The 26029-nt window shown below is 68.7% G+C and carries 19 protein-coding genes and 2 tRNA genes; 19 read left to right on the top strand and 2 right to left on the bottom strand.

Annotated features, from left to right (window positions below; translation table 11 throughout):
* Positions 1–405: 405 nt before the first annotated feature.
* Both AB5J56_RS29525 and AB5J56_RS29530 read left to right on the top strand, forming a co-directional pair.
* A complete protein-coding gene (locus AB5J56_RS29525) occupies positions 406–600 on the top strand; it encodes a hypothetical protein (RefSeq protein WP_327428706.1) in 195 nt (64 codons plus the stop codon).
* Positions 601–690: 90 nt separating this feature from the next.
* On the top strand, positions 691–2823 hold the full coding sequence (locus tag AB5J56_RS29530) for a serine/threonine-protein kinase (RefSeq protein ID WP_369236750.1): 2133 nt from the start codon (positions 691–693) through the stop codon (positions 2821–2823).
* A 137-nt stretch (positions 2824–2960) separates the two neighbouring features.
* Here the strand turns inward: AB5J56_RS29530 and AB5J56_RS29535 are convergent.
* Positions 2961–3034: transfer RNA gene (locus tag AB5J56_RS29535), tRNA-Gly, on the bottom strand.
* 154 nt (positions 3035–3188) lie between these two features.
* On the opposite strand from AB5J56_RS29535, the gene AB5J56_RS29540 reads away from it, so the two are divergent.
* The 5 genes from AB5J56_RS29540 to clpX all read left to right on the top strand — a co-directional run bounded on the left by AB5J56_RS29540 (position 3189) and on the right by clpX (position 8084).
* Positions 3189–3265, top strand: a tRNA-Pro gene (locus AB5J56_RS29540).
* A gap of 187 nt (positions 3266–3452) precedes the next feature.
* Positions 3453–4844, top strand: coding sequence for a trigger factor (gene tig / locus AB5J56_RS29545; protein ID WP_369236752.1), 1392 nt, complete (start codon positions 3453–3455; stop codon positions 4842–4844).
* Positions 4845–5265: 421 nt separating this feature from the next.
* Entirely contained in the window at positions 5266–5871 is a 606-nt protein-coding gene (locus AB5J56_RS29550; protein WP_369242877.1) for an ATP-dependent Clp protease proteolytic subunit, read from the top strand.
* A gap of 85 nt (positions 5872–5956) precedes the next feature.
* The gene (locus AB5J56_RS29555) at positions 5957–6637 is read left to right on the top strand and encodes an ATP-dependent Clp protease proteolytic subunit (protein WP_369236754.1); all 681 of its coding nucleotides are present in this window, start codon (positions 5957–5959) and stop codon (positions 6635–6637) included.
* Between the two features lie 160 nt (positions 6638–6797).
* On the top strand, positions 6798–8084 hold the full coding sequence (gene clpX / locus AB5J56_RS29560) for an ATP-dependent Clp protease ATP-binding subunit ClpX (protein ID WP_369236756.1): 1287 nt from the start codon (positions 6798–6800) through the stop codon (positions 8082–8084).
* 582 nt (positions 8085–8666) lie between these two features.
* On the opposite strand, the gene AB5J56_RS29565 is transcribed toward clpX, so the two are convergent.
* The gene (locus AB5J56_RS29565) at positions 8667–9626 is read right to left on the bottom strand and encodes a hypothetical protein (protein WP_369236758.1); all 960 of its coding nucleotides are present in this window, start codon (positions 9624–9626) and stop codon (positions 8667–8669) included.
* 136 nt (positions 9627–9762) lie between these two features.
* Here AB5J56_RS29565 and AB5J56_RS29570 point away from each other — a divergent pair, with 136 nt between their 5' ends.
* The 12 genes from AB5J56_RS29570 (at position 9763) to AB5J56_RS29625 (ending at position 25976) form a co-directional block, all read left to right on the top strand.
* Positions 9763–12393 (top strand): valine--tRNA ligase, encoded by a 2631-nt coding sequence (locus AB5J56_RS29570; protein WP_369236760.1) that lies wholly within the window; start codon positions 9763–9765, stop codon positions 12391–12393.
* Positions 12394–12515: 122 nt separating this feature from the next.
* The gene (locus AB5J56_RS29575; RefSeq protein ID WP_369236762.1) at positions 12516–14027 is read left to right on the top strand and encodes a folylpolyglutamate synthase/dihydrofolate synthase family protein; all 1512 of its coding nucleotides are present in this window, start codon (positions 12516–12518) and stop codon (positions 14025–14027) included.
* A gap of 5 nt (positions 14028–14032) precedes the next feature.
* Positions 14033–14419 carry a DUF4233 domain-containing protein gene (locus AB5J56_RS29580; protein WP_369236764.1) on the top strand — a complete coding sequence of 129 codons (387 nt, stop codon included), beginning with the start codon at positions 14033–14035 and terminating at the stop codon, positions 14417–14419.
* Between the two features lie 108 nt (positions 14420–14527).
* Positions 14528–14941 carry a nucleoside-diphosphate kinase gene (ndk, locus tag AB5J56_RS29585; RefSeq protein WP_369236766.1) on the top strand — a complete coding sequence of 138 codons (414 nt, stop codon included), beginning with the start codon at positions 14528–14530 and terminating at the stop codon, positions 14939–14941.
* A gap of 362 nt (positions 14942–15303) precedes the next feature.
* On the top strand, positions 15304–16323 hold the full coding sequence (locus AB5J56_RS29590) for a rod shape-determining protein (protein ID WP_037747701.1): 1020 nt from the start codon (positions 15304–15306) through the stop codon (positions 16321–16323).
* 168 nt (positions 16324–16491) lie between these two features.
* Complete coding sequence (gene mreC, locus AB5J56_RS29595) at positions 16492–17436, top strand: rod shape-determining protein MreC (RefSeq protein WP_369236768.1); 945 nt, start codon at positions 16492–16494, stop codon at positions 17434–17436.
* Between the two features lie 12 nt (positions 17437–17448).
* Positions 17449–18117: a rod shape-determining protein MreD gene (mreD, locus tag AB5J56_RS29600; protein ID WP_369236770.1), complete on the top strand. Its 669-nt coding sequence runs from the start codon at positions 17449–17451 to the stop codon at positions 18115–18117.
* A 142-nt stretch (positions 18118–18259) separates the two neighbouring features.
* Positions 18260–20512 (top strand): penicillin-binding protein 2, encoded by a 2253-nt coding sequence (mrdA, locus tag AB5J56_RS29605; protein WP_369236772.1) that lies wholly within the window; start codon positions 18260–18262, stop codon positions 20510–20512.
* Positions 20509–21705 carry a rod shape-determining protein RodA gene (rodA, locus tag AB5J56_RS29610; RefSeq protein WP_369236774.1) on the top strand — a complete coding sequence of 399 codons (1197 nt, stop codon included), beginning with the start codon at positions 20509–20511 and terminating at the stop codon, positions 21703–21705. The genes mrdA and rodA overlap by 4 nt, the downstream gene beginning before the upstream one ends.
* A 36-nt stretch (positions 21706–21741) precedes the next feature.
* A complete protein-coding gene (locus AB5J56_RS29615; protein ID WP_369236776.1) occupies positions 21742–22356 on the top strand; it encodes a hypothetical protein in 615 nt (204 codons plus the stop codon).
* 74 nt (positions 22357–22430) lie between these two features.
* Positions 22431–23939, top strand: coding sequence for a CHAD domain-containing protein (locus tag AB5J56_RS29620; RefSeq protein WP_369236778.1), 1509 nt, complete (start codon positions 22431–22433; stop codon positions 23937–23939).
* Positions 23940–24017: 78 nt separating this feature from the next.
* Entirely contained in the window at positions 24018–25976 is a 1959-nt protein-coding gene (locus tag AB5J56_RS29625) for a TIGR03960 family B12-binding radical SAM protein (RefSeq protein WP_369236780.1), read from the top strand.
* Positions 25977–26029 lie beyond the last annotated feature (53 nt).

The raw sequence follows: 26029 nt of genomic DNA on the forward strand, positions 1-26029 counted from the left end.
CTCCCTTATCTGGCCCTTCTGTCCGCTTTCATCCTGACTAAATGGTGCATAACGTCTGCGGGCGACTCTGGTGAAATGTCCGGTTCATTGGTCTTTAGTAACCCACTTGAAGAGTCTTCGATGTGCCTGTGGCAACAATTCGAATTGCCTGCGAACACGATGTGTGGACATGGAAACGTTCCCTCTGAATTTCTCATGAAGAGGGCACCTCTAATTGCTGTACGGTGCCCGGCAGTTCACGCCCCGGACGGCCGCGACGTGCGGGCCCTCCCGCAGGTTGGTGGCCGACGATGCCTCACCCGCCGCATACGCAGGCCGTGTTGGTGGCACGATGGTTCTGGCGGGGGTGTGCGGGGTTGCACCTCCGGGCCGGGAGAGCGGACCGACCGTAGGGTGTGATCAGTTGTGGCCATTTCGCTGTCAGTGGTGCTGCTGTTGGCGATCATCCTGGTGGTGTTGATACGAGGAGGATCGATCAAGGCGGGGCCTGCCGTCGTCGCGGTGCTCTTCGGGTTCTTCCTCGCATCGACGGGTATGGCTCCGTCCATCCAACGGTTCCTCGACTCGATAGCGGAGACCATCAACTCGATCAGCTTCTGAGGGCTTGCGGCGGCTCCTGACGGCTCCTGAGTGAGGGGCGTATACGCTCGTTGCCCGGCGTCGGGGGATTCGGGACGGGGGCGTACGAGGATGGGGCTGCGCGATTCGGATCCGTCGGAGGTGGGCGGCTACCGCATCGAGGACCGCCTCGGATCCGGCGGCATGGGCATCGTCTATCTCGCCCGCTCCGCCTCCGGACGCCCGCTGGCGGTCAAGGTCGTGCACGGGCAGTACGCCGACGACGACGAGTTCCGTATCCGCTTCAACCGTGAGGTGGCCGCCGCCCGTCAGGTGAGCGGCGCCTTCACCGCCCCCGTCGTGGACGCCGACGCCGACGCGCCGCGCCCCTGGATGGCCACGCTCTACATACCGGGCCAGAACCTCGGCACCCGCATACGCGACCACGGGCCGCTGGCCCTGAACCCGCTGCGCGATCTCGCCGCGGGGCTGGCCGAGGCGCTGCGCGACATCCACCGTGCAGGAGTGGTCCACCGCGACCTGAAACCGGCCAATGTCATGCTCGCCGACGACGGCCCCCGCGTCATCGACTTCGGGATCTCGCGGGCCGCGGAGTTCGGCGTCGCCGACGCACTCACCCAGACCGGGCGCGTGATGGGCACCCCGCCCTTCATGTCCCCCGAGCAGTTCTCCTCCCCGCACGAGGTGGGCCCGGCCGCCGACATCTTCTCCCTCGGCGCGGTCGTCACCTTCGCCGCCACCGGGCGTGGCCCCTTCGACAGCCCCAGCCCCTACGAGACCGCCATCCGGGTCGTCGACGGCGACCCCCAACTCGACGGCCTGCCCGGCGAGTTGCGCCCCTTCGTCGAGCTGTGCCTGCAGAAGCACCCCAAGTCCCGGCCGACCCCGGACGAACTCCTCGCCCTGCTGAGCCACGGCACCCGCCCCGCACCCCGCCCCGCCCCCGACGCCCCCACCCTCGTCGACGCGCCCGTACGCCTCCGCCGCCCCCGGCGCCGGCTCCTGATCGGCGCCTCCGTGGGCGCCCTGCTGCTCGCCGCCACGGCCTCGGTCGCGGTCGTACGGCTCGGCGGCGACGACCCCGTCCGCAGCGACCTGCCGGCCGGCTGGCAGGCGTGGCACGCGAAGGCGAAGGACTCCGCGGATGGCTCCGGCGCGTTCAGCAACTGCGGCGCAGTCGGTACGTCCCTGGTCTGCGCCGGGGACGACGTCAAGGCCGCCCGCTTCTCGCTGGCCACCGGCAAGGGCGCCTGGGCCCTGCCGGTCGACTCCACCCCCGACGACTCGAGCAGCAACGAGGGCTCGGTCCTCGGCAGCCACGCCGGCCGCGTCTACGTCTATGCCAACGACGAGGCCGGCGAGGACAAGGACGGCATGACGCTCGCCCACTACTCGGTCCAGTCCCTGAACCCCGTCACCGGCAAGGCGGTCTGGAAGACGCGTACGGGCGACGGCGGCAACGCGAGCGCCCCCGACCTCGGCCAGGGCGGCGCCGTGGCCCTCCCGGAGGGCATCGTGACCGTCTTCGGGGACAACGCGCGGTCGTACGCCCTGCTGGACGCCGACACCGGCAAGGTCCGCTGGAAGCAGCCCATGCCCGCGGCCGGGCAGTACTGCGTCCTCGGCGCCGCCGCGCAGCGCGCCTACCTCCTCTGCCAGACCGAGAAGATGGACAAGACCAGCGTCTACGCCCTCGACACCGCCACCGGGAAGCGCCGGTGGTCCGTCACCCCCAAGGGATCGCTCGGCTTCCTCGGCCAGGACCAGGGCCGCCTGATCCTGGCGCCGGCCGACGGGGAGGCCGCCTTCCGCGACCTCACCACCGTGGACGTCACCACCCACCGGCTCCTGCGGATCCCGCTCACCCGCTCCCAGCCCACCGGCGCCGACCTGCACCTCGTCCGCGGCACCCTCTACTTCACGCTCGGCAACGGCAGCGTCCGCGCCGTCTCGCCCCGGACCGGCCGCCAGACCTGGGAGAGCAACTCGACCGTGGAGAACCCCGGCCCGCCCCTGGCCACCGCCACCCACCTCTACGTCGCGTCGCCCAGCGGCCGCCTCGCCGCCCTGAACCTCCGCACCGGCAAGGTCGACGCCACCCGCCCCGGCCGCAACGACACGTCCTCGATGCCCATGTCCGACAGGGGCGCCCCGCTCCTGCGCGAGGGTGACGCCCTGTACGTCCCGTACGGAGTGCGCTCGGTGTACACGGTGGATCTGCGACACCTGCAGGACGCCACGTAGGCACGCAGGGCGGCCGTGGGACGGCGTGGAGCGGCCGTGGGAGGGCCGTGGGACGGCATGGAGAACGCATGGGACACGCGTGCGGCAGGCATGAAAAAACCTCCGGCCCGGTTCCGAGGAACCGGGCCGGAGGCCCTTGGAGCGGGCGACGGGAATCGAACCCGCGTAGCTAGTTTGGAAGACTAGTGCTCTACCATTGAGCTACGCCCGCACAGCATGCGCCGCAGGTCAGTGACCGCGGCACAGAAGGCATCGTAGCGGGTCGCACCCCTTCACCGCACACCCCGTTTCCAGGCCACACGTGCGCTCGTGAAATTGCGGCAGCCGCACTGCCTGCGGGCATGTACCCTACGTGTCGCACCAGACGGGGTGTGGCGCAGCTTGGTAGCGCGTCCGCTTTGGGAGCGGAAGGCCGTGGGTTCAAATCCCGCCACCCCGACCACCGAGCCGTGCCACCGGCAAGATCGCCTTTTGGGGCGCGTACCGCCTGCGGTTACTATGCAAGCTGCGCGCCCTGTGTCTGCACTTCTCACAAGTCTCTCAAGGGCCGCGAATCCGCCGAAGGGCTGCCCGACCGGGCAGATCACCTGGCAGAACCCCAAGAAGTCAGCCCCCAAGGAGACCGAACCGTGAAGAGCGCCGTGGAGACCCTGAACCCGACTCGGGTTCGGCTCAGCATCGAGGTGCCCTTCGAGGAGCTCAAGGACAGCCTCGACGCGGCGTACAAGAAGATCAACCAGCAGGTCACGGTGAAGGGCTTCCGGAAGGGCAAGATCCCGGCGCGCGTCATCGACCAGCGGTTCGGTCGCGGCGCCGTGCTCGAAGAGGCCGTCAATGACGCGCTCCCGAAGTTCTACACCGAAGCGGTCAACGAGGCCGAGCTGAACGTCCTCGGCCAGCCCGAGGTCGACATCACCGAGCTGAAGGACGGCGAGACGCTGAACTTCACCGCCGAGGTCGACGTCCGCCCGGCCATCGAGATCCCGGACTACTCCGGCATCGAGGTCGAGGTCGACGCCATCGAGGTCAGCGACGAGGACGTCGAGAAGGCCGTCACCGAGCTGCGTGAGCGCTTCGCCTCGACCTCCCCGGTCGAGCGCGCCGCCGAGGACGGCGACGTCGTCACCATCGACCTGGAGGCCAAGGTCGACGGAGAGGTGCTGGAGGACGGCATCGCGTCCGGCGTCTCCTACACCATCGGCTCCGGCGAGCTGCTCGACGGCATCGACGACGCCGTGAAGGGCCTGGAGGCCGGTGGCGAGACCACCTTCACCTCCGAGCTCAAGGGCGGTTCGGCGGCCGGCAAGGAGGCCGAGGTCTCCGTCAAGGTCACCCAGGTCGCCGCCCGCGAACTCCCCGAGCTGGACGACGAGTTCGCGCAGCTCGCCTCCGAGTTCGACACCCTCGAGGAGCTTCAGGCGGACAGCCGCAAGCGCCTCGAGAACATGAAGCAGTACGACCAGGCCACGCAGGCCCAGGAGCGCGTCCTGGAGAAGCTGCTCGAGCTGGTCGAGGTCCCGGTCCCCGAGAAGCTCCTCGCGGACGAGATCCAGACCCGCAAGCACAACCTCGAGCACCACCAGCTCGGCCAGATGGGCCTCGACCTCGAGAAGTACCTGGAGATCCAGGGCAAGACCGAGGAAGAGTTCGACGCCGAGACCGAGGAAGCCGCGGTCAAGGGCATCAAGACGCAGTTCGTCCTGGACGAGCTCGTCAACAAGGAGAAGCTGAACGTCAACCAGGAGGAGCTCACCGAGCACCTCATGCGGCGCGCGGCCTCCTCCGGCATGTCCCCCGACCAGTTCGCCCAGGCCGTCGTCGAGGGCGGCCAGGTCCCGATGCTGGTCGGCGAGGTCGCCCGCGGCAAGGCCCTCGCGGTCGTCGTCGAGGCCGCCACGGTCAAGGACACCAACGGTGAGGTCGTCGACCTGGAGGACGAGGACGAGACGGCCGCCGAGGTAGCCGCCGAGGCGACCGACGGCGACGCCGTCGAGGCCGCCGAGGAGACCCCGGAGGCCTGACGCCCCGCTTGTACGCCTGCTGGGCCCCCGGGGACTTCGTGTTCCCCGGGGGCCCAGCGGTGTTTCAGGGGCGCGGGGAACGGCGCGAGCAACCCACGACAGGCCGCACCCGCCCATGAGCCGCCCGTGGCAGACGCGTCTGCGGCCCTGCCTGTGAGGGGCTGAGGGCGCAGTCCCCCACGCCCCTGACGGGGGCCACCCACCCCTGCTCAAGCCAGCGCAGCGCATGCGCTCACAGCGAACAGTTCCCTCTGCGGGATTCCCCGGAGGGACCCGCGCGTTAGGGTCCATGAAGACGAGGGCAGGGGAGTCCCCGAAGCCGCCCCGGGCGGCAATGTACCGGGGTCCCACGCCCCCAGCAGAAGACGTGAGACGGCCCGGCGCCGTCGTAAGACGAGCAGGTGGATACGTGACGAATCTGATGCCCACAGCCGCCGGCGACCCCATCGGTGGGGGCCTCGGTGACCAGGTCTACAACCGGCTGCTCGGCGAGCGGATCATCTTCCTCGGCCAGGCGGTCGACGATGACATCGCCAACAAGATCACGGCGCAGCTGCTGCTCCTTGCCGCCGACCCGGACAAGGACATCTACCTCTACATCAACAGCCCCGGCGGATCGATCACGGCCGGCATGGCGATCTACGACACCATGCAGTTCATCAAGAACGACGTGGTGACGATCGCCATGGGCATGGCGGCCTCGATGGGCCAGTTCCTGCTCAGCGCGGGCACCCCCGGCAAGCGCTTCGCGCTGCCGAACGCCGAGATCCTGATCCACCAGCCCTCCGCGGGCCTCGCGGGCTCCGCGTCGGACATCAAGATCCACGCCGAGCGGCTGCTGCACACCAAGAAGCGGATGGCGGAGCTGACCTCCTTCCACACCGGTCAGACCGTCGAGCAGATCACTCGTGACTCGGACCGCGACCGCTGGTTCGACCCGATCGAGGCCAAGGAGTACGGCCTCATCGACGACATCGTGCCCACCGCTGCCGGTATGCCGGGCGGTGGCGGCACCGGGGCGGCGTAAGCCGTTCCCGCGGGGGCGGCGGTGGATGCCCCTCCCGCGCCCCCAGCCGACCGCCTCAGCCCCTTTCAGGCTTCCAGGAGACACAGTGAACGACTTCCCCGGCAGCGGCCTCCACGCCCGCACGCAGGCCGAGTACACCGGCCCTCGCGCGGAGTCCCGCTACGTCATCCCGCGCTTCGTCGAGCGCACCTCGCAGGGCGTGCGTGAGTACGACCCGTACGCGAAGCTCTTCGAGGAGCGTGTGATCTTCCTCGGCGTGCAGATCGACGACGCCTCCGCCAACGACGTCATGGCGCAGCTGCTGTGCCTGGAGTCGATGGACCCCGACCGTGACATCTCGGTCTACATCAACAGCCCCGGCGGCTCCTTCACGGCTCTCACGGCCATTTACGACACGATGCAGTTCGTGAAGCCCGATATTCAGACAGTTTGCATGGGCCAGGCGGCCTCGGCCGCCGCGATCCTGCTGGCCGCCGGTACGCCGGGCAAGCGCATGGCACTTCCGAACGCCCGTGTGCTGATCCACCAGCCCTACAGCGAGACGGGCCGAGGCCAGGTCTCGGACCTCGAGATCGCGGCGAACGAGATCCTCCGGATGCGCGCTCAGCTCGAAGAGATGCTGGCCAAGCACTCGACGACGCCGATCGAGAAGATCCGCGAGGACATCGAGCGCGACAAGATCCTGACGGCCGAGGACGCGCTCGCGTACGGCCTGATCGACCAGATCATCTCCACCCGGAAGATGAACAACTCCGCGGTCGTCTGACGTATCGCTGTAGCCTCTGCCGCTCCTTGACGGGGTTCACGACAAAGTGAACCCCGCCAAGGGGGGCCCGAACGAGGGGCCAGGCAAGGTACCGTCGTTCATAAGGCAGCACCAGGAGCCGCTGGACCTAGGCGTCTCCCAGGCGAAGGGGAAGCACACCGTGGCACGCATCGGTGACGGCGGCGATCTGCTCAAGTGCTCGTTCTGTGGCAAGAGCCAGAAGCAGGTCAAGAAGCTCATCGCAGGGCCCGGTGTGTACATCTGCGACGAGTGCATCGATCTCTGCAACGAGATCATCGAGGAAGAACTCGCGGAGACGAGCGAGGTGCGCTGGGAGGAACTTCCCAAGCCCCGCGAGATCTTCGAGTTCCTGGAGGGCTACGTAGTCGGCCAGGACGCGGCCAAGAAGGCCCTCTCAGTCGCGGTGTACAACCACTACAAGCGGGTTCAAGCCGGTGAGAACGGCGGCGGTCAAAGCCGCGAGGACGCCATCGAGTTGGCGAAGTCCAACATCCTGCTGCTGGGCCCCACGGGTTCGGGCAAGACGCTGCTGGCCCAGACTCTGGCCCGCATGCTCAACGTCCCCTTCGCCATCGCCGACGCGACGGCGCTGACGGAGGCGGGCTATGTGGGCGAGGACGTCGAGAACATCCTGCTGAAGCTCATCCAGGCCGCTGACTACGACGTCAAGAAGGCCGAGACGGGCATCATCTACATCGACGAGATCGACAAGGTCGCGAGGAAGAGTGAAAACCCCTCCATCACGCGCGACGTGTCGGGCGAGGGCGTCCAGCAGGCCCTCCTGAAGATCCTCGAGGGCACGACGGCGTCCGTGCCCCCGCAGGGCGGGCGCAAGCACCCGCACCAGGAGTTCATCCAGATCGACACGACGAACGTGCTGTTCATCGTGGGCGGTGCCTTCTCGGGCCTGGAGAAGATCATCGAGTCCCGGGCCGGCGCGAAGGGCATCGGCTTCGGCGCGACGATCCGCTCGAAGCTGGAGCTGCAGTCCAAGGACCAGTTCGGTGACGTCATGCCCGAGGACCTGGTCAAGTTCGGCATGATCCCGGAGTTCATCGGCCGTCTCCCGGTCATCACCTCGGTGCACAACCTGGACCGCGAGGCCCTGCTCCAGATCCTCATCGAGCCGCGCAACGCGCTGGTGAAGCAGTACCAGCGCCTCTTCGAACTCGACGGTGTGGAGCTGGACTTCGAGCGCGAGGCCCTCGAAGCCATCGCCGACCAGGCGATCCTCCGCCAGACCGGCGCCCGCGGCCTGCGCGCCATCATGGAAGAAGTCCTCATGTCCGTGATGTACGAGGTCCCGTCCCGCAAGGACGTCGCCCGAGTCGTCATCACGGCGGACGTCGTCCACTCGAACGTGAACCCGACGCTGATTCCGCGGGATGCGCGGGGGCGGGGTCCTGGGGAGCAGAAGACGGCCTGAGCTTCTCGGCAGCGATGGGCAGGCACCCTGCGTTGGGTGCCTGCCCATCGGCGTGTCAGACCAGGGACGATCGGATCGAGTCATTGTTCCGGCAGGAACTGGAGGCCGCCCTATTGTCATGATCGGATCAGCCCGACTGAGTCGGACGTGCGTTCGCATGTCTGACTGTGCAAAACGGGAGGAATCCGAATGACTTTCCAGAGGGCGAAGCGCATGATGGCCGCGGCCGGTGTGGTGGTGGCGGCAGGGGCCCTGCCGATCCTCGTGGCCTCACCGGCGAGCGCCACACAGAGCTCCTGCACCAACTACGTGGCCACCCATGGATACTTCGCCGGTCCGAAGGTGAAGGAGGCATGCAGCTACGGTGCCATCGACTCGGGCGTAGGCAAGTTCGCCAACCCTGCCTGCGTCGTCGCGCTGGCGAACGTTGGAGTGGGGCTGGAGTGTCGGGGCCGGCCTGCAAGCGAGCCTGATCGGCGCAGCTCACCGCCAGGCTGCTTCTAGCATCGGGTGGTGACGTGAGAGAAGGCGGCTCACTGTCGTGAGCCGCCTTCTGCGGGGTGGAGCGCCGGTACGTGAAGCTCACGCCTTGACGCGGACCTCGCTGCGGAACTTGGCGGTGATGTCGGCCGCGCCGGAGAGGTCGGCCGACTTGCCCCCCATGGCGCTGGCGATGTCCATCGAGATCACGACGCCGAGGGTGCTGTGGTCACCCCAGATGCAGACCGGCATGCTGATTTCCTTGGGGCCGGCGGCCGCACCGGAGGACGACGACGCCTCGTCGTTCTTGATCTTGGTCTCCTGGCACTTGAGGACCGCGCCGTTCAACCCGGAAGGCGTGAAGGACTTCGGGCTGCCGACCAGTTCGCCCGTGTCGTCCTTGTCCTCGGAGGACCCCTTCTTCATCTGGACGAACATGGCGTCGACGACCTTCTCCGGGTCGGCGATCTGGCCGTAGACACCCATGAACTTCAGGTACTTGCCGGCCAGCGGGTTGCTCTTGTCCTCGACCGCGTACTCGGCCTCGACGTCCTTGGCGTTCTTCACGCCGTGCTTCTCGGCGTCCTTGAGGTCGTCGTTGCTGAAGCCGCCGTCAGAGCTCTCGCCCTTCTTGTACTCGGTGAGCACTGTCGCCGGCGTGGTGAGCTTGTGGGCGCCGTCGTCCGGGACGCCGCCGGCGTCCGAGCTGCTGCCCCCACCGATGACGAAGTACGCGCCCACCGCGATCGCGGCCACGACCGCCACCGCGCCGATGATCAGGCCCGTCTTCTTCTTGCCGCCCTCGGGGGGCGGGGGCGGGGTGCCGTAGGGCTGCTGGCCGTATGGGCCGGGCTGCTGGGGCTGGCCGTAGGGGGGAGTCTGCGGGGGGACACCCTGGGGAGCCTGCTGGGGGTATCCGTAGCCGGGCTGCTGGGGAGCCTGCTGCGGGTAGCCGTAGCCGGGCTGGGGAGCCTGCGGCTGCTGGCCGTAGGGGCCCGGCTGTCCGTACGGTCCGGGCTGCTGGGGCTGCCCGCCGTACGGGCCCGGCTGGTTGTAGCTCATTACTGGGTTCCCCTCCAGATACTTATGTGGTGCGGACATCCTGGCGCAAGGGCGGGGCGCGCGATGCATCGGGGGGCGCACCGTTACGGAAGAATCCTGTTTCGGGACGGGGTCGTGACACCTCTAAACTGGCCCCGTGACCGACAACGCTCAGCAGCAGCCGCCAGCATCCACTCCCGAACTGCCGACCCAGTACGCGCCGGCCGAGGTAGAGGGGAAGCTGTACGAGCGCTGGGTGGAACGGGGTTACTTCGCCGCCGACGCGAAGAGCGAGAAGCCGCCGTACACCATCGTCATTCCGCCGCCGAACGTCACCGGCTCCCTGCACCTGGGCCACGCCTTCCAGCACACCCTCATGGACGCCCTGACGCGCCGTAAGCGCATGCAGGGGTACGAGGCGCTGTGGCTGCCGGGGATGGACCACGCCGGGATCGCCACGCAGAACAAGGTCGAGCAGCAGCTTGCCGAGGAGGGCAAGTCGCGGCACGACCTCGGGCGCGAGGAGTTCGTCGAGCGCGTCTGGCAGTGGAAGGAGGAGTACGGCGGCAAGATCCTCGGACAGATGCGCCGGCTCGGCGACGGAGTCGACTGGGACCGCGAGCGGTTCACCATGGACGAGGGTCTGAGCAAGGCCGTCCAGACCATCTTCAAGCGGCTCTACGACGACGAGTTGATCTATCGCGCCGAGCGCATCATCAACTGGTGCCCGCGCTGTCTGACGGCCATCTCGGACATCGAGGTGGAGTACCAGGAGGACGACGGCGAGCTGGTCTCGATCAAGTACGGGGAGGGCGACGAGACACTCGTCGTCGCGACCACCCGTGCCGAGACCATGCTCGGTGACACCGCCGTCGCCGTTCACCCCGACGACGAGCGCTACAAGCACCTCGTCGGCAAGCGCATCAAACTGCCGCTGACCGACCGCACCATCCCCGTCGTCGCGGACACCCACGTCGACCCCGAGTTCGGCACCGGCGCCGTCAAGGTGACGCCGGCTCACGACCCGAACGACTTCGCCATCGGCCAGCGCCACGGCCTGGAGTCGATCACGGTCATGGACGAGCGGGCCGTCATCACGGTTCACGGCCCCTTCCAGGGCCTCGACCGCTTCGAGGCTCGCTCCGCCATCGTCGCCGCGCTGCGCTCGCAGAGCCGGATCGTCGCCGAGAAGCGCCCCTACGTCCACTCGGTCGGCCACTGCTCGCGCTGCAAGACCACCGTCGAGCCGCGCCTGTCCATGCAGTGGTGGGTCAAGGTCGCCCCGCTGGCGAAGGAGGCGGGCGACGCCGTCCGTGACGGCCGGGTCAAGATCCACCCCGAGGACATGTCGAAGCGGTACTTCGACTGGGTCGACAACATGCACGACTGGTGCATCTCGCGCCAGCTGTGGTGGGGCCACCGCATCCCGGTCTGGTACGGGCCGGAGGGCCAGATCGTCTGCGTCGGCCCCGACGAGCAGCCGCCGGGCACCGAGGCCGAGGGCTGGAAGCAGGACACCGACGTCCTCGACACCTGGTTCTCGTCCGGCCTGTGGCCGTTCTCCACGCTCGGCTGGCCGGAGCAGACCCCCGACCTCGCGAAGTTCTACTCGACCGACGTCCTGCTCACCGGCCACGACATCATCTTCTTCTGGGTCGCCCGGATGATGATGTTCGGCCTGTACGCGATGGACGGCGAGGTCCCGTTCAAGACGATCGCCCTCACCGGTCTCGTCCGCGACGAGCGCGGCAAGAAGATGTCGAAGTCCTTCGGCAACGTGGTCGACCCGCTCGACTGGATGGACTCTTACGGCTCCGACGCCGTCCGCTTCACCCTCGCCCGCGGCGCCAACCCCGGCACCGACGTGCCGATCGGCGAGGACTGGGTCCAGGCGTCCCGGAACTTCGCCAACAAGATCTGGAACGCCACGCGGTTCGCGCTGATGAACGGTGCGACGGTCGAGGGCCCGCTCCCGGAGCCGGAGAAGCTGTCGGCGACCGACCGCTGGATCCTGTCCCGGCTCAACAAGACCGTCGCCGAAGTCGACGCGCTCTACGACGACTTCCAGTTCGCCAAGTTGTCCGACGCCCTCTACCACTACGCGTGGGACGAGGTCTTCGACTGGTACGTCGAGCTGTCCAAGACGACGTTCATGGCGGGCGGCGAGCCGGCGAAGGTGTCCGGGCGTGTCCTGGGCGAGGTCCTCGACGTGACGCTGCGCCTGCTCCACCCGATCGTCCCGTTCGTCACCGAGACGCTCTGGACCACCCTCACGGGTGGCGAGTCCGTCGTCATCGCGGACTGGCCGAAGGACAGTGGCTTCCGTGACGACGCCGCCGAGCGCGAGATCGAGGCGCTGCAGCAGGTCATCACGGAGGTTCGCCGCTTCCGTGCCGACCAGGGGCTGCAGCCCGGCCAGCGGGTGCCGGCCCGGCTGGCCCTCGACGGGACCGCGCTGGCCCCGCACGAGGCGGCCATCCGCCAGCTGCTGCGACTCCAGCCGGAGGGCGAGGGGTTCGCGGCCACCGCCACGCTGCCGGTCGCGGGGGCGAGCGTCGCGCTGGACCTCTCCGGCACGATCGATGTCGCCGCGGAGCGGAAGCGGCTGGCGAAGGACCTTGCCGCTGCCGAGAAGGAGAAGGCCCAGGCGAACGCCAAGCTCGGGAACGAGGCGTTTCTCGCGAAGGCTCCGGATCAGGTCGTGGACAAGATCCGCGGGCGCCTTGCGAAGGCGGACGAGGACATCGCCCGGATCCAGCGGCAGCTGGAGCAGTTGCCTCCGGCGTAGCGGCCGTACGTGAGTGAAGGCGCCCGGGACCGTGCAGGTCCCGGGCGCCTTCGGTTTTCGCCCCGCCCCCGCCTGAAGCCCCTCCGCCCGCGCCTGTCGGTCCGGCTCCGTAGACTGTCCCCGTGAGTGAGCTCCCCCCGGACGACAGCGACCCCATCGGTGACCCCTTCGACGAGATCGTCGCGAACGAGACCGAGCGTGATCCCGATCTCGCGGTGATCGAGGCCGGCAGCCGTACCCTGCGGACGCAGGGCGGTGTGCCGCAGGGCGATGTGCCCGCCCGGCCCGCCGACCCCGAGGTCGACAAGGCCCTGCGCGCGGTGGAGGCGGAGCTGGCCGGGCGCTGGGGTGAGACCAAGCTGGAGCCCTCCGTCAGCCGGATCTCGGCGCTGATGGACGTGCTGGGCGAGCCCCAGCGGGCGTACCCGTCGATCCACATCACGGGGACGAACGGCAAGACGTCCACGGCCCGCATGATCGAGTCGCTGCTGCGCGCCTTCGAGCTGCGCACCGGGCGGTACACCAGCCCGCACGTGCAGTCGATCACCGAGCGCATCAGCCTGGACGGGGAGCCGATCCCGGCCGAGCGGTTCATCGAGACGTACGAGGACATCAAGCCGTACGTCGAGATGGTCGACGCCAAGGAGGAGTACCGGCTCTCCTTCTTCGAGGTGCTCACGGGCATGGCGTACGCGGCCTTCGCGGACGCGCCCGTCGACGTGGCCGTCGTCGAGGTGGGGATGGGCGGCAGTTGGGACGCCACCAACGTCATCGACGCCGATGTCGCCGTCGTGACGCCCATCGATCTCGACCACACCGACCGGCTCGGCGAGACGCACGGCGAGATCGCCACGGAGAAGTCCGGCATCATCAAGCAGGACGCGACCGTGATCCTGGCCCAGCAGCCGGTCGACGCGGCCCAGGTGCTGCTGAAGAAGGCCGTCGAGGTCGACGCCACCGTGGCCCGGGAAGGGCTGGAGTTCGGCGTCGTCGCCCGGCAGGTCGCCGTCGGCGGGCAGCTGATGACGCTGCGCGGCCTCGGCGGGGAGTACGAAGAGGTCTACCTCCCGCTGCACGGCCCCTACCAGGCGCACAACGCAGCCGTGGCGCTCGCCGCCGTGGAGGCGTTCTTCGGGGTCGGTGCCGCGCGCGCCGAGCGCCTCGACATCGACACCGTCCGCAAGGCGTTCGCCGCGGTCTCCTCGCCGGGCCGCCTGGAGGTCGTCCGCCGCTCGCCGACCGTCGTGCTGGACGCGGCGCACAACCCGGCGGGCGCCCGCGCCACCGCCGAGGCCGTCGGCGAGGCCTTCGACTTCAGCAGGCTCATCGGCGTGGTCGGGGCCAGCGGCGACAAGAACGTACGGGGGCTGCTCGAAGCCTTCGAGCCGATCCTCGCCGAGGTCGTGATCACCCAGAACTCCAGCCACCGCGCGATGGACGTGGACGAGCTGGCCGGGATCGCCGTCGAGATCTTCGGCGACGACCGGGTGCAGGTCGAGCCGCGTCTCGACGACGCCCTGGAGGCCGCGATCACGCTCGCCGAGGAAGAGGGCGAGTTCGCGGGCGGCGGCGTCCTGGTGACCGGCTCCGTCATCACCGTCGGCGAGGCCCGACTGCTCCTCGGGAGGGGCTGACCGTTGTGCGTACGCTCTGTGCTTCGACCCTGATCGGCGAGTTCTTCGTCATCGGCTTCGCCGGTCTGGTCGCCATGAAGGATCCCGGCCTGTCCATGACCGCGGTCTGGACGGTCAGCGGTATCGCGATGGCGCTGAGCATCCTGCTCTGCGGCGTCATCACCCGCCCCGGCGGCATCCAGCTCGGCTGGGCGCTGCAGGTCGCGCTGATCGCCTCCGGCTTCATCCTGCCCAGCATGTTCTTCATGGGCGCGATCTTCGCCGCCCTGTGGTGGGCCTCGGTGCACTACGGCCGCAAGATCGACGAGGCCAAGGCCAGATTCGCGGCGATGGCGGAGACGGCCGAGGCAGGGGCGCAAGCCGGGACAGAGGGCACCGCCAGTCCGGCGTGACAGCGCGCGAGGCGCCGTAAACCCGGAGTCCTGACTCTGCGTAACGTCCCCCAGATGGGCCCTGTAGCCTCTGAGCTCCGCACATCTGTGATTTGAAGGAGCCACACCGTGACCCAGCGCACCCTCGTCCTTCTCAAGCCCGACGCCGTCCGTCGCGGCCTGACCGGCGAGATCATCAGCCGGATCGAGCGCAAGGCCGGCTGGCAGATCACCGCGCTGGAGCTGCGCACCCTGGACCAGGACACGCTGGAGCAGCACTACGGCGAGCACAAGGGCAAGCCCTTCTACGAGCCGCTGGTGGAGTTCATGGCGTCCGGTCCGGTCGTGGCGCTCGTGGTGGAGGGTGAGCGGGTCATCGAGGGCGTGCGCGCGCTCGCCGGTCCGACCGACCCGATCGCCGCCGCGCCCGGTTCCATCCGCGGTGACTTCGGCGTGATCGTCCGCGAGAACCTGATCCACGCCTCGGACTCCGAGGAGTCCGCCGAGCGCGAGCTGAAGATCTTCTTCCCCGGCCGCGCCTGAGTCCGCGTCGGACGCACTGCCGTGTGAGCCGCGGGACCAACCGGCGTATGGGTCGGCGTATGAACCTGCGGTTGAATTTCTGAGGGAACGTCACGTCACCGCGTGTCTGACCAGGGACGGCCGAGGAAAACCGGCCGTCCCCTGGCATATGCGTGCCGATCGGGGGAACGCCTACCCCCGAACGCCCGTCTCCAGAAGCGAGGCGGCACATCATCTGCTGACAATGGCGAAGACCCTCGCGCAGTGTTCGTGCAGGCGCGTCTACGATGGAAGCCTTCACGTCACCGCACCCACTTCGCCGTCCCAATACGCCATCAAAAGCACCACTTGGGAAGGCCAGACGAATCCTGATGGGGAACTCAATGTCGTTCATCGGCCGTGACATGGCTGTCGACCTCGGGACCGCCAACACGCTGGTGTACGTCAGGGGTCGCGGGATCGTACTCAACGAGCCGTCCGTCGTCGCGATCAACACCAACACCGGTGGCATCCTCGCGGTCGGCGCGGAGGCGAAGAAGATGATCGGGCGGACACCCGGCAACATCGTTGCCGTGCGTCCGCTGAAGGACGGCGTCATCGCCGACTTCGAGATCACCGAGCGCATGCTCCGCTACTTCATCCTGAAGATCCACAAGCGGCGCTACCTCGCCCGTCCTCGTGTCGTCGTCTGTGTGCCCTCGGGCATCACGGGCGTCGAGCGCCGTGCCGTCATCGAGGCCTCGTCCCAGGCCGGCGCGCGCCAGGTGCACATCATCGAGGAGCCCATGGCCGCGGCCATCGGCTCCGGCCTGCCGGTCCACGAGGCCACGGGCAACATGGTGGTGGACATCGGCGGCGGCACCACGGAGGTCGCGGTCATCTCGCTCGGCGGAATCGTCACAGCACAGTCGATCCGCGTCGCGGGCGACGAGCTGGACAACGCGATCATCCAGCACATCAAGAAGGAGTACAGCCTCCTCCTCGGTGAGCGCACTGCCGAACAGATCAAGATCACGATCGGTTCGGCGTACGACCTCGACAATGACGAACACACCGAAATCCGTGGCCGGGACCTTGTCTCCGGCCTGCCCAAGACCGTGGTGATCTCCGCCGCCGAAGTCCGCAAGGCCATTGAGGAACCGGTCAACGCGATCGTCGACGCCGTCAAGACCACCCTCGACAAGTGCCCGCCGGAGCTGTCCGGCGACGTCATGGACCGCGGAATCGTGCTGACCGGCGGCGGAGCCCTGCTGCGCGGTCTGGACGAGCGGCTGCGCCGCGAGACCGGTATGCCGATCCACATCGCCGAGGACCCGCTGGACAGCGTGGCGCTCGGCTCCGGCAAGTGCGTCGAGGAGTTCGAGGCGCTCCAGCAGGTGCTGGACGCCCAGCCGCGCAGATGACGTAACGCTTCGATTCCGCCGTACGAGATGATCCCTTCTCGTGCGGCGGATCGTTGATCCCGAGGCATAAGCTCACCCAAAGGGCCCCAGCGGCGATCAAGGCCAACCAAAGGGCTTCGCTTCGCCCGGGGCACACGAATTCCGACGAGGAAGGCACGGCCGCCGCACGTGAGGGACACACGAGAGAGCCGGCTGCTCCTGGTGCTGCTGATCGCCATCGCGTTCGCACTGATCACGGTGGACATCAGGGGTGGCGAGGACTCGCCGGTCGACGGTGCCCGGCAGGGCGCCGCGACCGTCTTCGGCCCGATCGAGAACGGGGTGTCCTCCGCGGTCGACCCCGTCGGCAACGCGATCTCGGCCGTCCGCGACTCGGGCGGCCGGCACGACCGGATCGCCGAACTGGAGCGTGACAACGCGGCGTTGAAGGCGAAGCTCGGCAGCGACGACCGCAACCGCAGCCGCCTCAAGCAGCTCGACAAGATGATCAAGGTGGCCGGTGAGGGCCAGTACGGCATCAAGGGCGCCGAGGTCATCGCGATAGGAGCGGCCCAGGGCTTCTCCTGGACCGTCACCATCGACGTCGGCGCGAGCGACGGCGTCAAGCGCGACATGACCGTTCTGAACGGCGACGGACTGGTCGGCCGGGTCACCACCGTCGGCCCGGACACCGCCACCGTGCTCCTCGCCAACGACCCCGACTTCACGGTCGGCACGCGCATGGAGAGCACGGACGAACTCGGCTTCGCCTCCGGCCAGGGCGACCGCCCGCTGCGCGTCGAACTCCTCAACGGCAAGGCCAAGATCGAGAAGGGCGACCGCCTGGTCACCTTCGGCTCGCAGGCCGACAAGCCGTTCGTGCCCGGCGTCCCGGTCGGCGTGGTCTCCCGCGTCGACCCCTCCGGCGGCGACCTGACCCGCACGGTCTACGTGAAGCCGTACGTCTCCTTCACCAAGCTCGACATCGTCGGCGTCGTCGTCCAGGCGCCCAAGAGGGACCCGCGCGACGAGGTGCTGCCGGCCAAGCCCAGACCCACCCCCACGCCGACCGTGACCGTGACGGTCACCCCCTCGGCGAACGCACCCATCGACGGCCAGCAGCAGAACCAGTAGGAGCCGAGTCCCATGCGTTTCAACCGGATGCTGCTCTCCGCCACCCTGGTGGTCGTCGCCCTGGTCATCCAGGTGAGCGTCCTTGCCCGGCTGCATCTGCCGGGCGCCGTCCCCGACCTGCTGCTGCTGACCGTGCTCGCCCTCGCGATGGTCTACGGCCATGTCGGCGGCGCTCTCATCGGCTTCGGGGCCGGCCTGCTCGCCGACCTCGCCCCGCCCGCCGACCACGCCGCCGGGCGCTACGCCCTGGTGCTCTGTGTCATCGGCTACCTCGCCGGGCTGATCAAACCGGAGAACGGCCAGCTCAAGTCGGCCACCGGCCCGATGGCCGTGGTCGTCGGCGCCGCGATCGGATCCACCCTGCTGTACGCGGGAGTCGGCGCCCTCGTCGGCGACACCGCCGCCCGCCATGTCGGCCTCGGCAGCCTGCTGTTCACCGCCGCGCTCTACGACCTGCTGCTCGCGCCCTTCGTCGTGCCGGGGATCATGGCGCTCGCCAGACGCGCCGAGAACGACCCGCTCGCCGAGACCAGTTCGTCCGCGAAGACGGACGTCTCCGCGGGCTGGCTGTCGTCCGGCACCGGCCTGCGCATCGGCAGCCAGCGCGGCGGTCTGCGCGTCAAGGCGGCCAAGGCGCGGGTGGCTCGGGCGGGACGCATCAAGGGGGTCAAGCGACTGTGAGGACACGTCAGCCGGGCCCCTGCGTACACAGGTTGGCCGTGTACTCGTATGACCCGTACACACACTGAGAGGGGGAGGCAGCCACAGTGACCAATGCCCACCCGTCGCCCACCACCACCCTTTCAAGGGATGGGCTGCGCCCATGACCAATATTCCGGAGACCGGCCGGACGCCACGCGTCCAGATCCGTCTCATCGTCATCCAGATCCTCGTCCTGTCCCTCCTCGGCACCCTCGGCGGCCGCCTCTGGTACCTCCAGATCCGCAACGGCGACGAGTACGCCAAGGAAGCTTCCGGCAACCACGTCCAGCAGGTCGTCCAGCCCGCCGTCCGCGGCTCGATCCTGGACGCCCGCGGCGTGCCCATCGCCGACAACGAGACGCGGCTCGTCGTCTCCGCCTCGCGCACCGACCTGCTGAAGATGGCGGACGACGGCAAGGCGGTCCTCACCAAGCTCGCCGGCGTCCTCGGCATGAAGCCCGCCGATGTCATCCAGAAGGTCCGGCTGTGCGACGCCCAGACGCCGCAGCCCTGCTGGAACGGCTCGCCCTACCAGCCCATCCCGATCACCGACGAGGCCACCGCCAAGCAGGCCCTGCAGATCCGCGAGCGCTCCGAGGACTTCCCCGGCATCACCGCCGAGCCCGAGGCCGTGCGCCGCTACGCCGCCCCCGGCAAGGCCAACACCGCGCAGGTGCTCGGCTATCTCTCGCCCGTCACGGACGACGAGATCACCAAGGCCAAGGACACCGACTCGCCCTATCTGCGCTCCGACCAGGTCGGCCGCAGCGGTCTGGAGCGCCAGTACGACAAGGTGCTGCGCGGCAAGGCCGGCGTCACCCGCTACGAGGTCGACAACCTCGGCCGCGTCATCGGCAAGGCCAAGTCCGACGCCGCCGAGTCCGGCTCCAACCTCGTCACCAGCATCGACTCCCGCGTCCAGCGCGTCACCGAGTACGAGCTGAACCGGGCGATGAAGAAGGCCCGCGAGCAGTTCGACAAGATCACCGGCGAGAACTACAAGGCCGACTCCGGCGCGGCCGTGGTCATGGAGGCCAAGACCGGCCGGATCGTCGCGATGGCGTCCGCGCCGACGTACGACCCGAACGCCTGGGTCGGCGGCATCTCCGCCAAGGACTACCGGCAGCTCACCGGCAAGGACTCCGACTACCCGCTGCTCAACAGGGCCATACAGGGGCAGTCCGCGCCCGGTTCGACGTTCAAGGTGGTCTCCACGGCCGCCGCGGTCGAGGCCGGCTACGAGTGGGACGGCGGCTACCCCTGCACCAGCTCGTACTCGGTCGGCGGCCAGGTCTTCAAGAACTTCGAGGGCGAGAACTTCGGCCCCATCTCGCTGGGCCGCGCCCTGGAGGTCTCCTGCGACACCGTCTTCTACGGCCTCGCCGACGCCCAGTGGAAGAAGGACGGCGGCATCAACCCGAAGAAGGGTGAGCCCAAGGACTACTTCTACAAGGCCGCCCACCAGTTCGGTCTCGGCAAGGAGACCGGCGTCGACCTCCCCAACGAGGTCACCGGCCGCGTCCCGGACCGCCAGTGGAAGCAGAGCTACTGGAAGGCCAACAAGGACGGCTGGTGCAAGACCGGCAAGAAGAACGGCACCTACGTCGAGAAGATCGCGTACGAGAACTGCCTCGAGGGCAACAAGATGCGCGAGGGCGACTCGATCAACTACTCCATCGGTCAGGGCGACACCCTCGTCACCCCGATCCAGCAGGCCATGATCTACGGGGCGCTCGCCAACGGCGGCACCGAGTACGTCCCGACCATCGGCAAGGCGATCATCAGCGCCGACGGCAAGACCGTCCAGGAGATCAAGCCGAAGGTCAAGGCCAAGCTCCCGATCAGCGCGGCCACCCACAAGGGCATGGACAAGGCCCTCGCCGGCGTCATCACCAGCGGTACCGCCGCCTGGAAGTTCGGCGGCTGGCCGCAGGACAAGATCGAGCTGCACGCCAAGACGGGTACGGCCGAGGTCTACGGCAAGCAGACGACGTCCTGGTTCGCCACGTACAGCAAGGACTACACGATCGTCATGACGATCGCCCAGGCCGGTACGGGTTCCGGCGCCTCCGGTGAGGCCGTGCGCAACATCTACAGCGCGCTCTACGGCGTCCAGGCCGACGGCTCGGTCGACAGCAAGAAGGGCCTGCTGTCCTCCCCGCAGAAGAGCCTGCCGAAGATCCAGAGCGACGGCTCGATCGACGCCCCGAAGGTCTCCAAGGACCCGGCCAAGGATCTGCAGGCCAGTCAGAAGAGCGAGGACGACGCGGGCGACCAGCAGACGCCCGCGACCACGCAGACCCCGACCACCGGCAACCGCGACACCCGAAGGCGCAGTGCCCGTCCCAAGAAGCGGCGGAGGCTCACCCCATGACCGGCGCGAACAACTTCTCCGTCTCCGGGTACGGACCCGAACGCGCCGGCTGGACCCGGCTCTTCGCCCGCGACTCGGTGACCCGCCGGCTCGACTGGCCGATACTGCTCTCGGCCGTCGCGCTCTCCCTGATCGGCTCGGCGCTGGTCTACTCGGCGACCCGCAACCGCACCGAGATCAACGGGGGCGACCCGTACTTCTTCCTGATCCGGCACCTGATGAACGCCGGCATCGGGTTCGGCCTGATGATCGGCACGATCTGGCTCGGTCACCGCACCCTGCGCACGGCCGTGCCGATCCTCTACGGCGCCTCGGTCTTCCTGATGCTGCTGGTGCTGACCCCGCTCGGCGCCACGATCAACGGCCAGCGCAACTGGCTCGCCCTCGGCGGACTGTCGCTGCAGCCCGCCGAGTTCGCCAAGATCACGATCATCCTGGGCATGGCGATGCTGCTGGCCGCCCGGGTGGACGCCGGCGACAAGCAGTACCCCGACCACCGCACCGTGCTCCAGGCGCTCGGCCTCGCGGCCGTCCCGATGGTGGTCGTGCTGCTGATGCCCGACCTCGGCACCATCATGGTCGCGGTCGTCGTGGTGCTCGGCGTACTGCTCGCATCCGGTGCCTCCAACCGCTGGGTCTTCGGCCTGCTCGGCGCGGGCACGCTCGGTGCCGTGTCGATCTGGCAGCTGCATCTGCTCGACGAGTACCAGATCAACCGCTTCGCCGCCTTCGCCAACCCCGACCTCGACCCGGCCGGCGTCGGCTACAACACCAACCAGGCCCGTATCGCGATCGGCTCCGGCGGCCTCTTCGGCACCGGGCTCGGCCACGGCTCGCAGACCACCGGCCAGTTCGTCCCCGAACAGCAGACGGACTTCGTCTTCACGGTCGCGGGCGAGGAACTCGGTTTCGTCGGCGCCGGACTGATCCTCCTGCTGCTCGGCGTCATCCTGTGGCGCGCCTGCCGCATCGCCCGCGAGACCACCGAGCTGTACGGCACGATCGTCGCCGCCGGCATCATCGCCTGGTTCGCCTTCCAGGCCTTCGAGAACATCGGCATGACCCTCGGCATCATGCCGGTCGCGGGCCTGCCACTGCCCTTCGTCTCCTACGGCGGCTCCTCGATGTTCGCCGTATGGGTGGCCGTCGGGCTGCTCCAGTCGATCAGGGTGCAGCGGCCGATGTCGGCGTAGGGGTGACGAGTGACGTACGAGGAGACGGAGAGCCCTGTGACCGACGCCGACGACCGTGTCAGTCTCTGCCCGGTCACCCACGAGCTGGTCGACCAGCTCGTCGCACTGGCGGAGCTGGACCTGACCGACGAGGCCGCCGTCGAGGGCCGGCTGCGGGAGTGGGGCTGGCGTGAGCACGGCGAGGCGGTGACGGGCCCGGAGTACGCGGATGTGCCCGACACCCCCGACGCCGACCATGTCTCCCCGCTGGGCCACTTCGTCCACTGCGACGGCGACGGCTCCTTCCACATGCCCTTCGCCTACCTCTACGACATCGGCGGAGGGCTGCTCGACGAGGACCTCTGGGCGGCCATCCCCGGCTGGAGCAGCCAGGTGGGCGCCGAGCGGCCGGAGTTCGACGCCCACTTCGACACCGTGATGCACCGCTTCATCGACCGGCTGGGCCTGCCCGACTACGACGTCCGGCAGCCGAAGTACGTGGACCGGATCGTCGCCTGGCGCCTGGCGGGCAACGTCCTGATCGTCGGGCAGGGCAAGGAACCCATGTCCTACCACCAGTTCGAGGACGCCCACATCTTCATCGGCTCCCTGACGGCCGAGAACGTGGAGTTCCCCGGCGGCGCGGCGATCCGAGCCCTGGTCACCTCCTGATCCTCCGGAGTTCATCCGGGATTCAACTTCGATGCCCTCTGCCGTCCCGCCCCGACTGCCACTAGATTCATGTCATGGCGGATACGAAGCGCGAGATCGAGCGCAAGTACGAATCCGATGAGAGCGGGCTGCCCGACCTGACCGGGGTCGCCGGAGTGGCGACGGTCGTCGACAAGGGCGTCGCGGAGCTGGACGCGGTCTACTACGACACCTATGACGAACGCCTCGCCGCGTCCTCGATCACCCTGCGCCGCCGCACCGGAGGCTCCGACGCCGGCTGGCACCTCAAGTTCCCCGTCTCCACCGGCGTCCGCGACGAGATCCACGCCCCGCTCTCCGACACCGTGCCCCGCACCCTGACCGGCCTCGTGCGCTCCCTCGTCCGCGACGGCGAACTGCTGCCCGTCATGCGGCTGCGCTCGGCACGCGACGTGCGCGACCTCCTCGACGCGGACGGCGCACTGCTCGCCGAGGTCAGCGTCGACGCCGTACGCGCCGAGCGGATCGGCGGCAAGGGCGGCACCGCCCAGTGGACCGAGATCGAGGTGGAACTCGCCGACGACGGCGACCCCGGCTTCCTCGACAAGGTCGACAAGAAACTCCGCAAGGCCGGCGTCCGCGCCTCCGAGTCGCCGTCGAAGCTGGCCAGGGCCCTCGCGGAGACCTCCCCCAAGAAGCGGCGCAAACAGCGGACGACGGCAGCCGCGCCGCTCGACACCGCGGGCGACCACGTCCTCGCGTACATCCGCACCCAGCGCGACGCGATCATCGAGCTGGACCCCGCCGTCCGCCGCGACCTCCCCGACTCCGTGCACAGCATGCGCGTCGCCACCCGACGGCTGCGCAGCACGTTCCGCTCCTACGGCAGCGTCCTGGACCGCGCCGTCACCGACCCGATCGGCGAGGAGCTGAAGTGGCTGGCCGGCGAGCTGGGCGTCGACCGCGACCAGGAGGTCCTCACCGAACGGCTGACGGCGGCCCTCGACGAGCTGCCCCGCGCGCTGCTCGCCGGACCCGTCCGCCGCCGCCTGCGCACCTGGTCGCATGCCCGCCACGGCGGCTCCCGGCGCCGGCTGATCGCCGTGCTCGACGGGCGGCGCTACCTGGAACTCCTTGGCACCCTCGACGCGCTCGCCACCGACCCGCCGCTGCGCGCAGCCGCCGCGGACGATCCCGAGAAGGTCATCGCCAAGGCCGTACGGAAGGACTTCAAGAAGCTCTCCGACCTCGCCGAGCAGGCGATCGGGCTGCCGTCCGGCGCGGACCGCGACCTCGCGATGCACGACGCCCGCAAGAAGGCCAAGCGCACCCGGTACGCGGCGGAGACGGCCGCCCCCGTGCTCGGCAAACCGGCATCCGAGCTGGTCAAGTCGATGAAGTCGCTCCAGAGCCTGCTCGGCGACCACCAGGACAGCGTGATGACCCGCGGCGCCCTGCGCGACCTGGCGATCCAGGCGCACTCGGCGGGGGAGAGCGCGTTCACCTACGGGCTGCTGTACGGGCGCGAGGAGCGGCGGGCGGAGCTGGCGGAGGCGGCGCTGCCGGAGGCGTGGGAGACGATCAAGGGGGCGATGGCGGTCTGACCGGACGAGGGGCGCCCGTGACCGCGTTAGGCTAGATGGTCACCCCTGTCCGTATCGATCGCTCACGAAAGTCGCGAGATGCCTCCCGAAGCCGCTGTATCGGTGTTCCCGCAGCTCGAAGCTCTGCTCCCGCATGTGCAGAAGCCGATCCAGTACGTCGGCGGAGAGCTCAACTCCACGGTCAAGCCCTGGGAGTCCTGCGACGTCCGCTGGGCGCTCATGTACCCCGACGCGTACGAGGTCGGGCTGCCCAACCAGGGCGTCATGATCCTCTACGAGGTGCTGAACGAGCGCGAGGGCGTACTCGCCGAGCGCACCTACAGCGTCTGGCCGGACCTGGAGGAGCTGATGCGGGAGCACCAGGTCCCGCAGTTCACGGTCGACAGCCACCGCCCGGTGAAGGCCTTCGACGTGTTCGGGCTGTCCTTCTCCACGGAGCTGGGCTACACGAACATGCTGACCGCCCTGGATCTCGCGGGCATCCCGCTGGAGTCCAAGGACCGCACGATCGACGACCCGATCGTGCTGGCCGGCGGTCACGCGGCCTTCAACCCCGAGCCGATCGCGGACTTCATCGACGCGGCGATCATCGGTGACGGCGAGCAGGCCGTGCTCGACATGACCGACATCATCCGCGCCTGGAAGGCGGAGGGCCGCCCCGGAGGCCGCGAAGAGGTCCTCTTCCGCCTCGCGAAGACCGGCTCGGTGTACATCCCGGCGTTCTACGACGTCGAGTACCTCCCCGACGGCCGTATCGCCCGCGTGGTCCCCAACAAGTCCGGCGTCCCGTGGCGTGTGTCCAAGCACACGGTCATGGACCTGGACGAGTGGCCCTACCCCAAGCAGCCGCTGGTCCCGCTCGCCGAGACCGTCCACGAGCGCATGTCGGTGGAGATCTTCCGCGGCTGCACGCGCGGCTGCCGCTTCTGCCAGGCCGGCATGATCACCCGCCCGGTGCGAGAGCGCTCCATCACGGGCATCGGCGACATGGTCGAGAAGGGCCTGAAGGCGACCGGCTTCGAGGAGGTCGGCCTCCTGTCCCTCTCCTCCGCGGACCACTCGGAGATCGGCGACATCGCCAAGGGCCTGGCGGACCGGTACGAGGAGGACAAGATCGGCCTGTCCCTCCCCTCCACCCGCGTGGACGCCTTCAACGTCGACCTGGCCAACGAGCTGACCCGCAACGGGCGCCGCTCCGGTCTGACCTTCGCCCCCGAGGGCGGCTCCGAGCGCATGCGCAAGGTCATCAACAAGATGGTCTCGGAAGAGGACCTGATCCGTACGGTCTCCACGGCGTACGGCAACGGCTGGCGCCAGGTGAAGCTGTACTTCATGTGCGGTCTGCCCACCGAGACCGACGAGGACGTCCTGCAGATCGCCGACATGGCGATGAACGTGATCGCCGAGGGCCGCAAGGTCTCCGGCCAGAACGACATCCGCTGCACGGTCTCGATCGGCGGCTTCGTCCCCAAGCCCCACACCCCCTTCCAGTGGGCCCCGCAGCTCTCGGCGGAGGAGACGGACGCCCGCCTGACCAAGCTCCGCGACAAGATCCGCGGCGACAAGAAGTACGGCCGCTCGATCGGCTTCCGCTACCACGACGGCAAGCCCGGCATCGTCGAGGGCCTGCTCTCCCGCGGTGACCGCCGCATCGGCGCCGTCATCCGCGCCGTCTACGAGGACGGCGGCCGCTTCGACGGCTGGCGCGAGCACTTCTCGTACGACCGCTGGATGGCCTGCGCCGAGAAGACGCTGCCCTCGATGGGCGTCGACGTCGACTGGTACACGACGCGCGAGCGCACCTACGAGGAGGTCCTGCCCTGGGACCACCTCGACTCCGGCCTCGACAAGGACTGGCTCTGGGAGGACTGGCAGGACTCGCTCGACGAGACCGAGGTCGAGGACTGCCGCTGGACGCCGTGCTTCGACTGCGGTGTCTGCCCCGCGATGGACACGACCATCCAGATCGGCCCGACGGGCAAGAAGTTGCTGCCGCTGACGGTGAAGCAGCCGGTGGGCACCGGACACACGCACTGAGCGAGCCCCCGACCTTGGGGCCCTTCCCGATCGGGAGGGGCCTCAGCCGTTTT

The organism is Streptomyces sp. R21 (genome assembly GCF_041051975.1).
Taxonomy (GTDB): Bacteria; Actinomycetota; Actinomycetes; order Streptomycetales; family Streptomycetaceae; genus Streptomyces.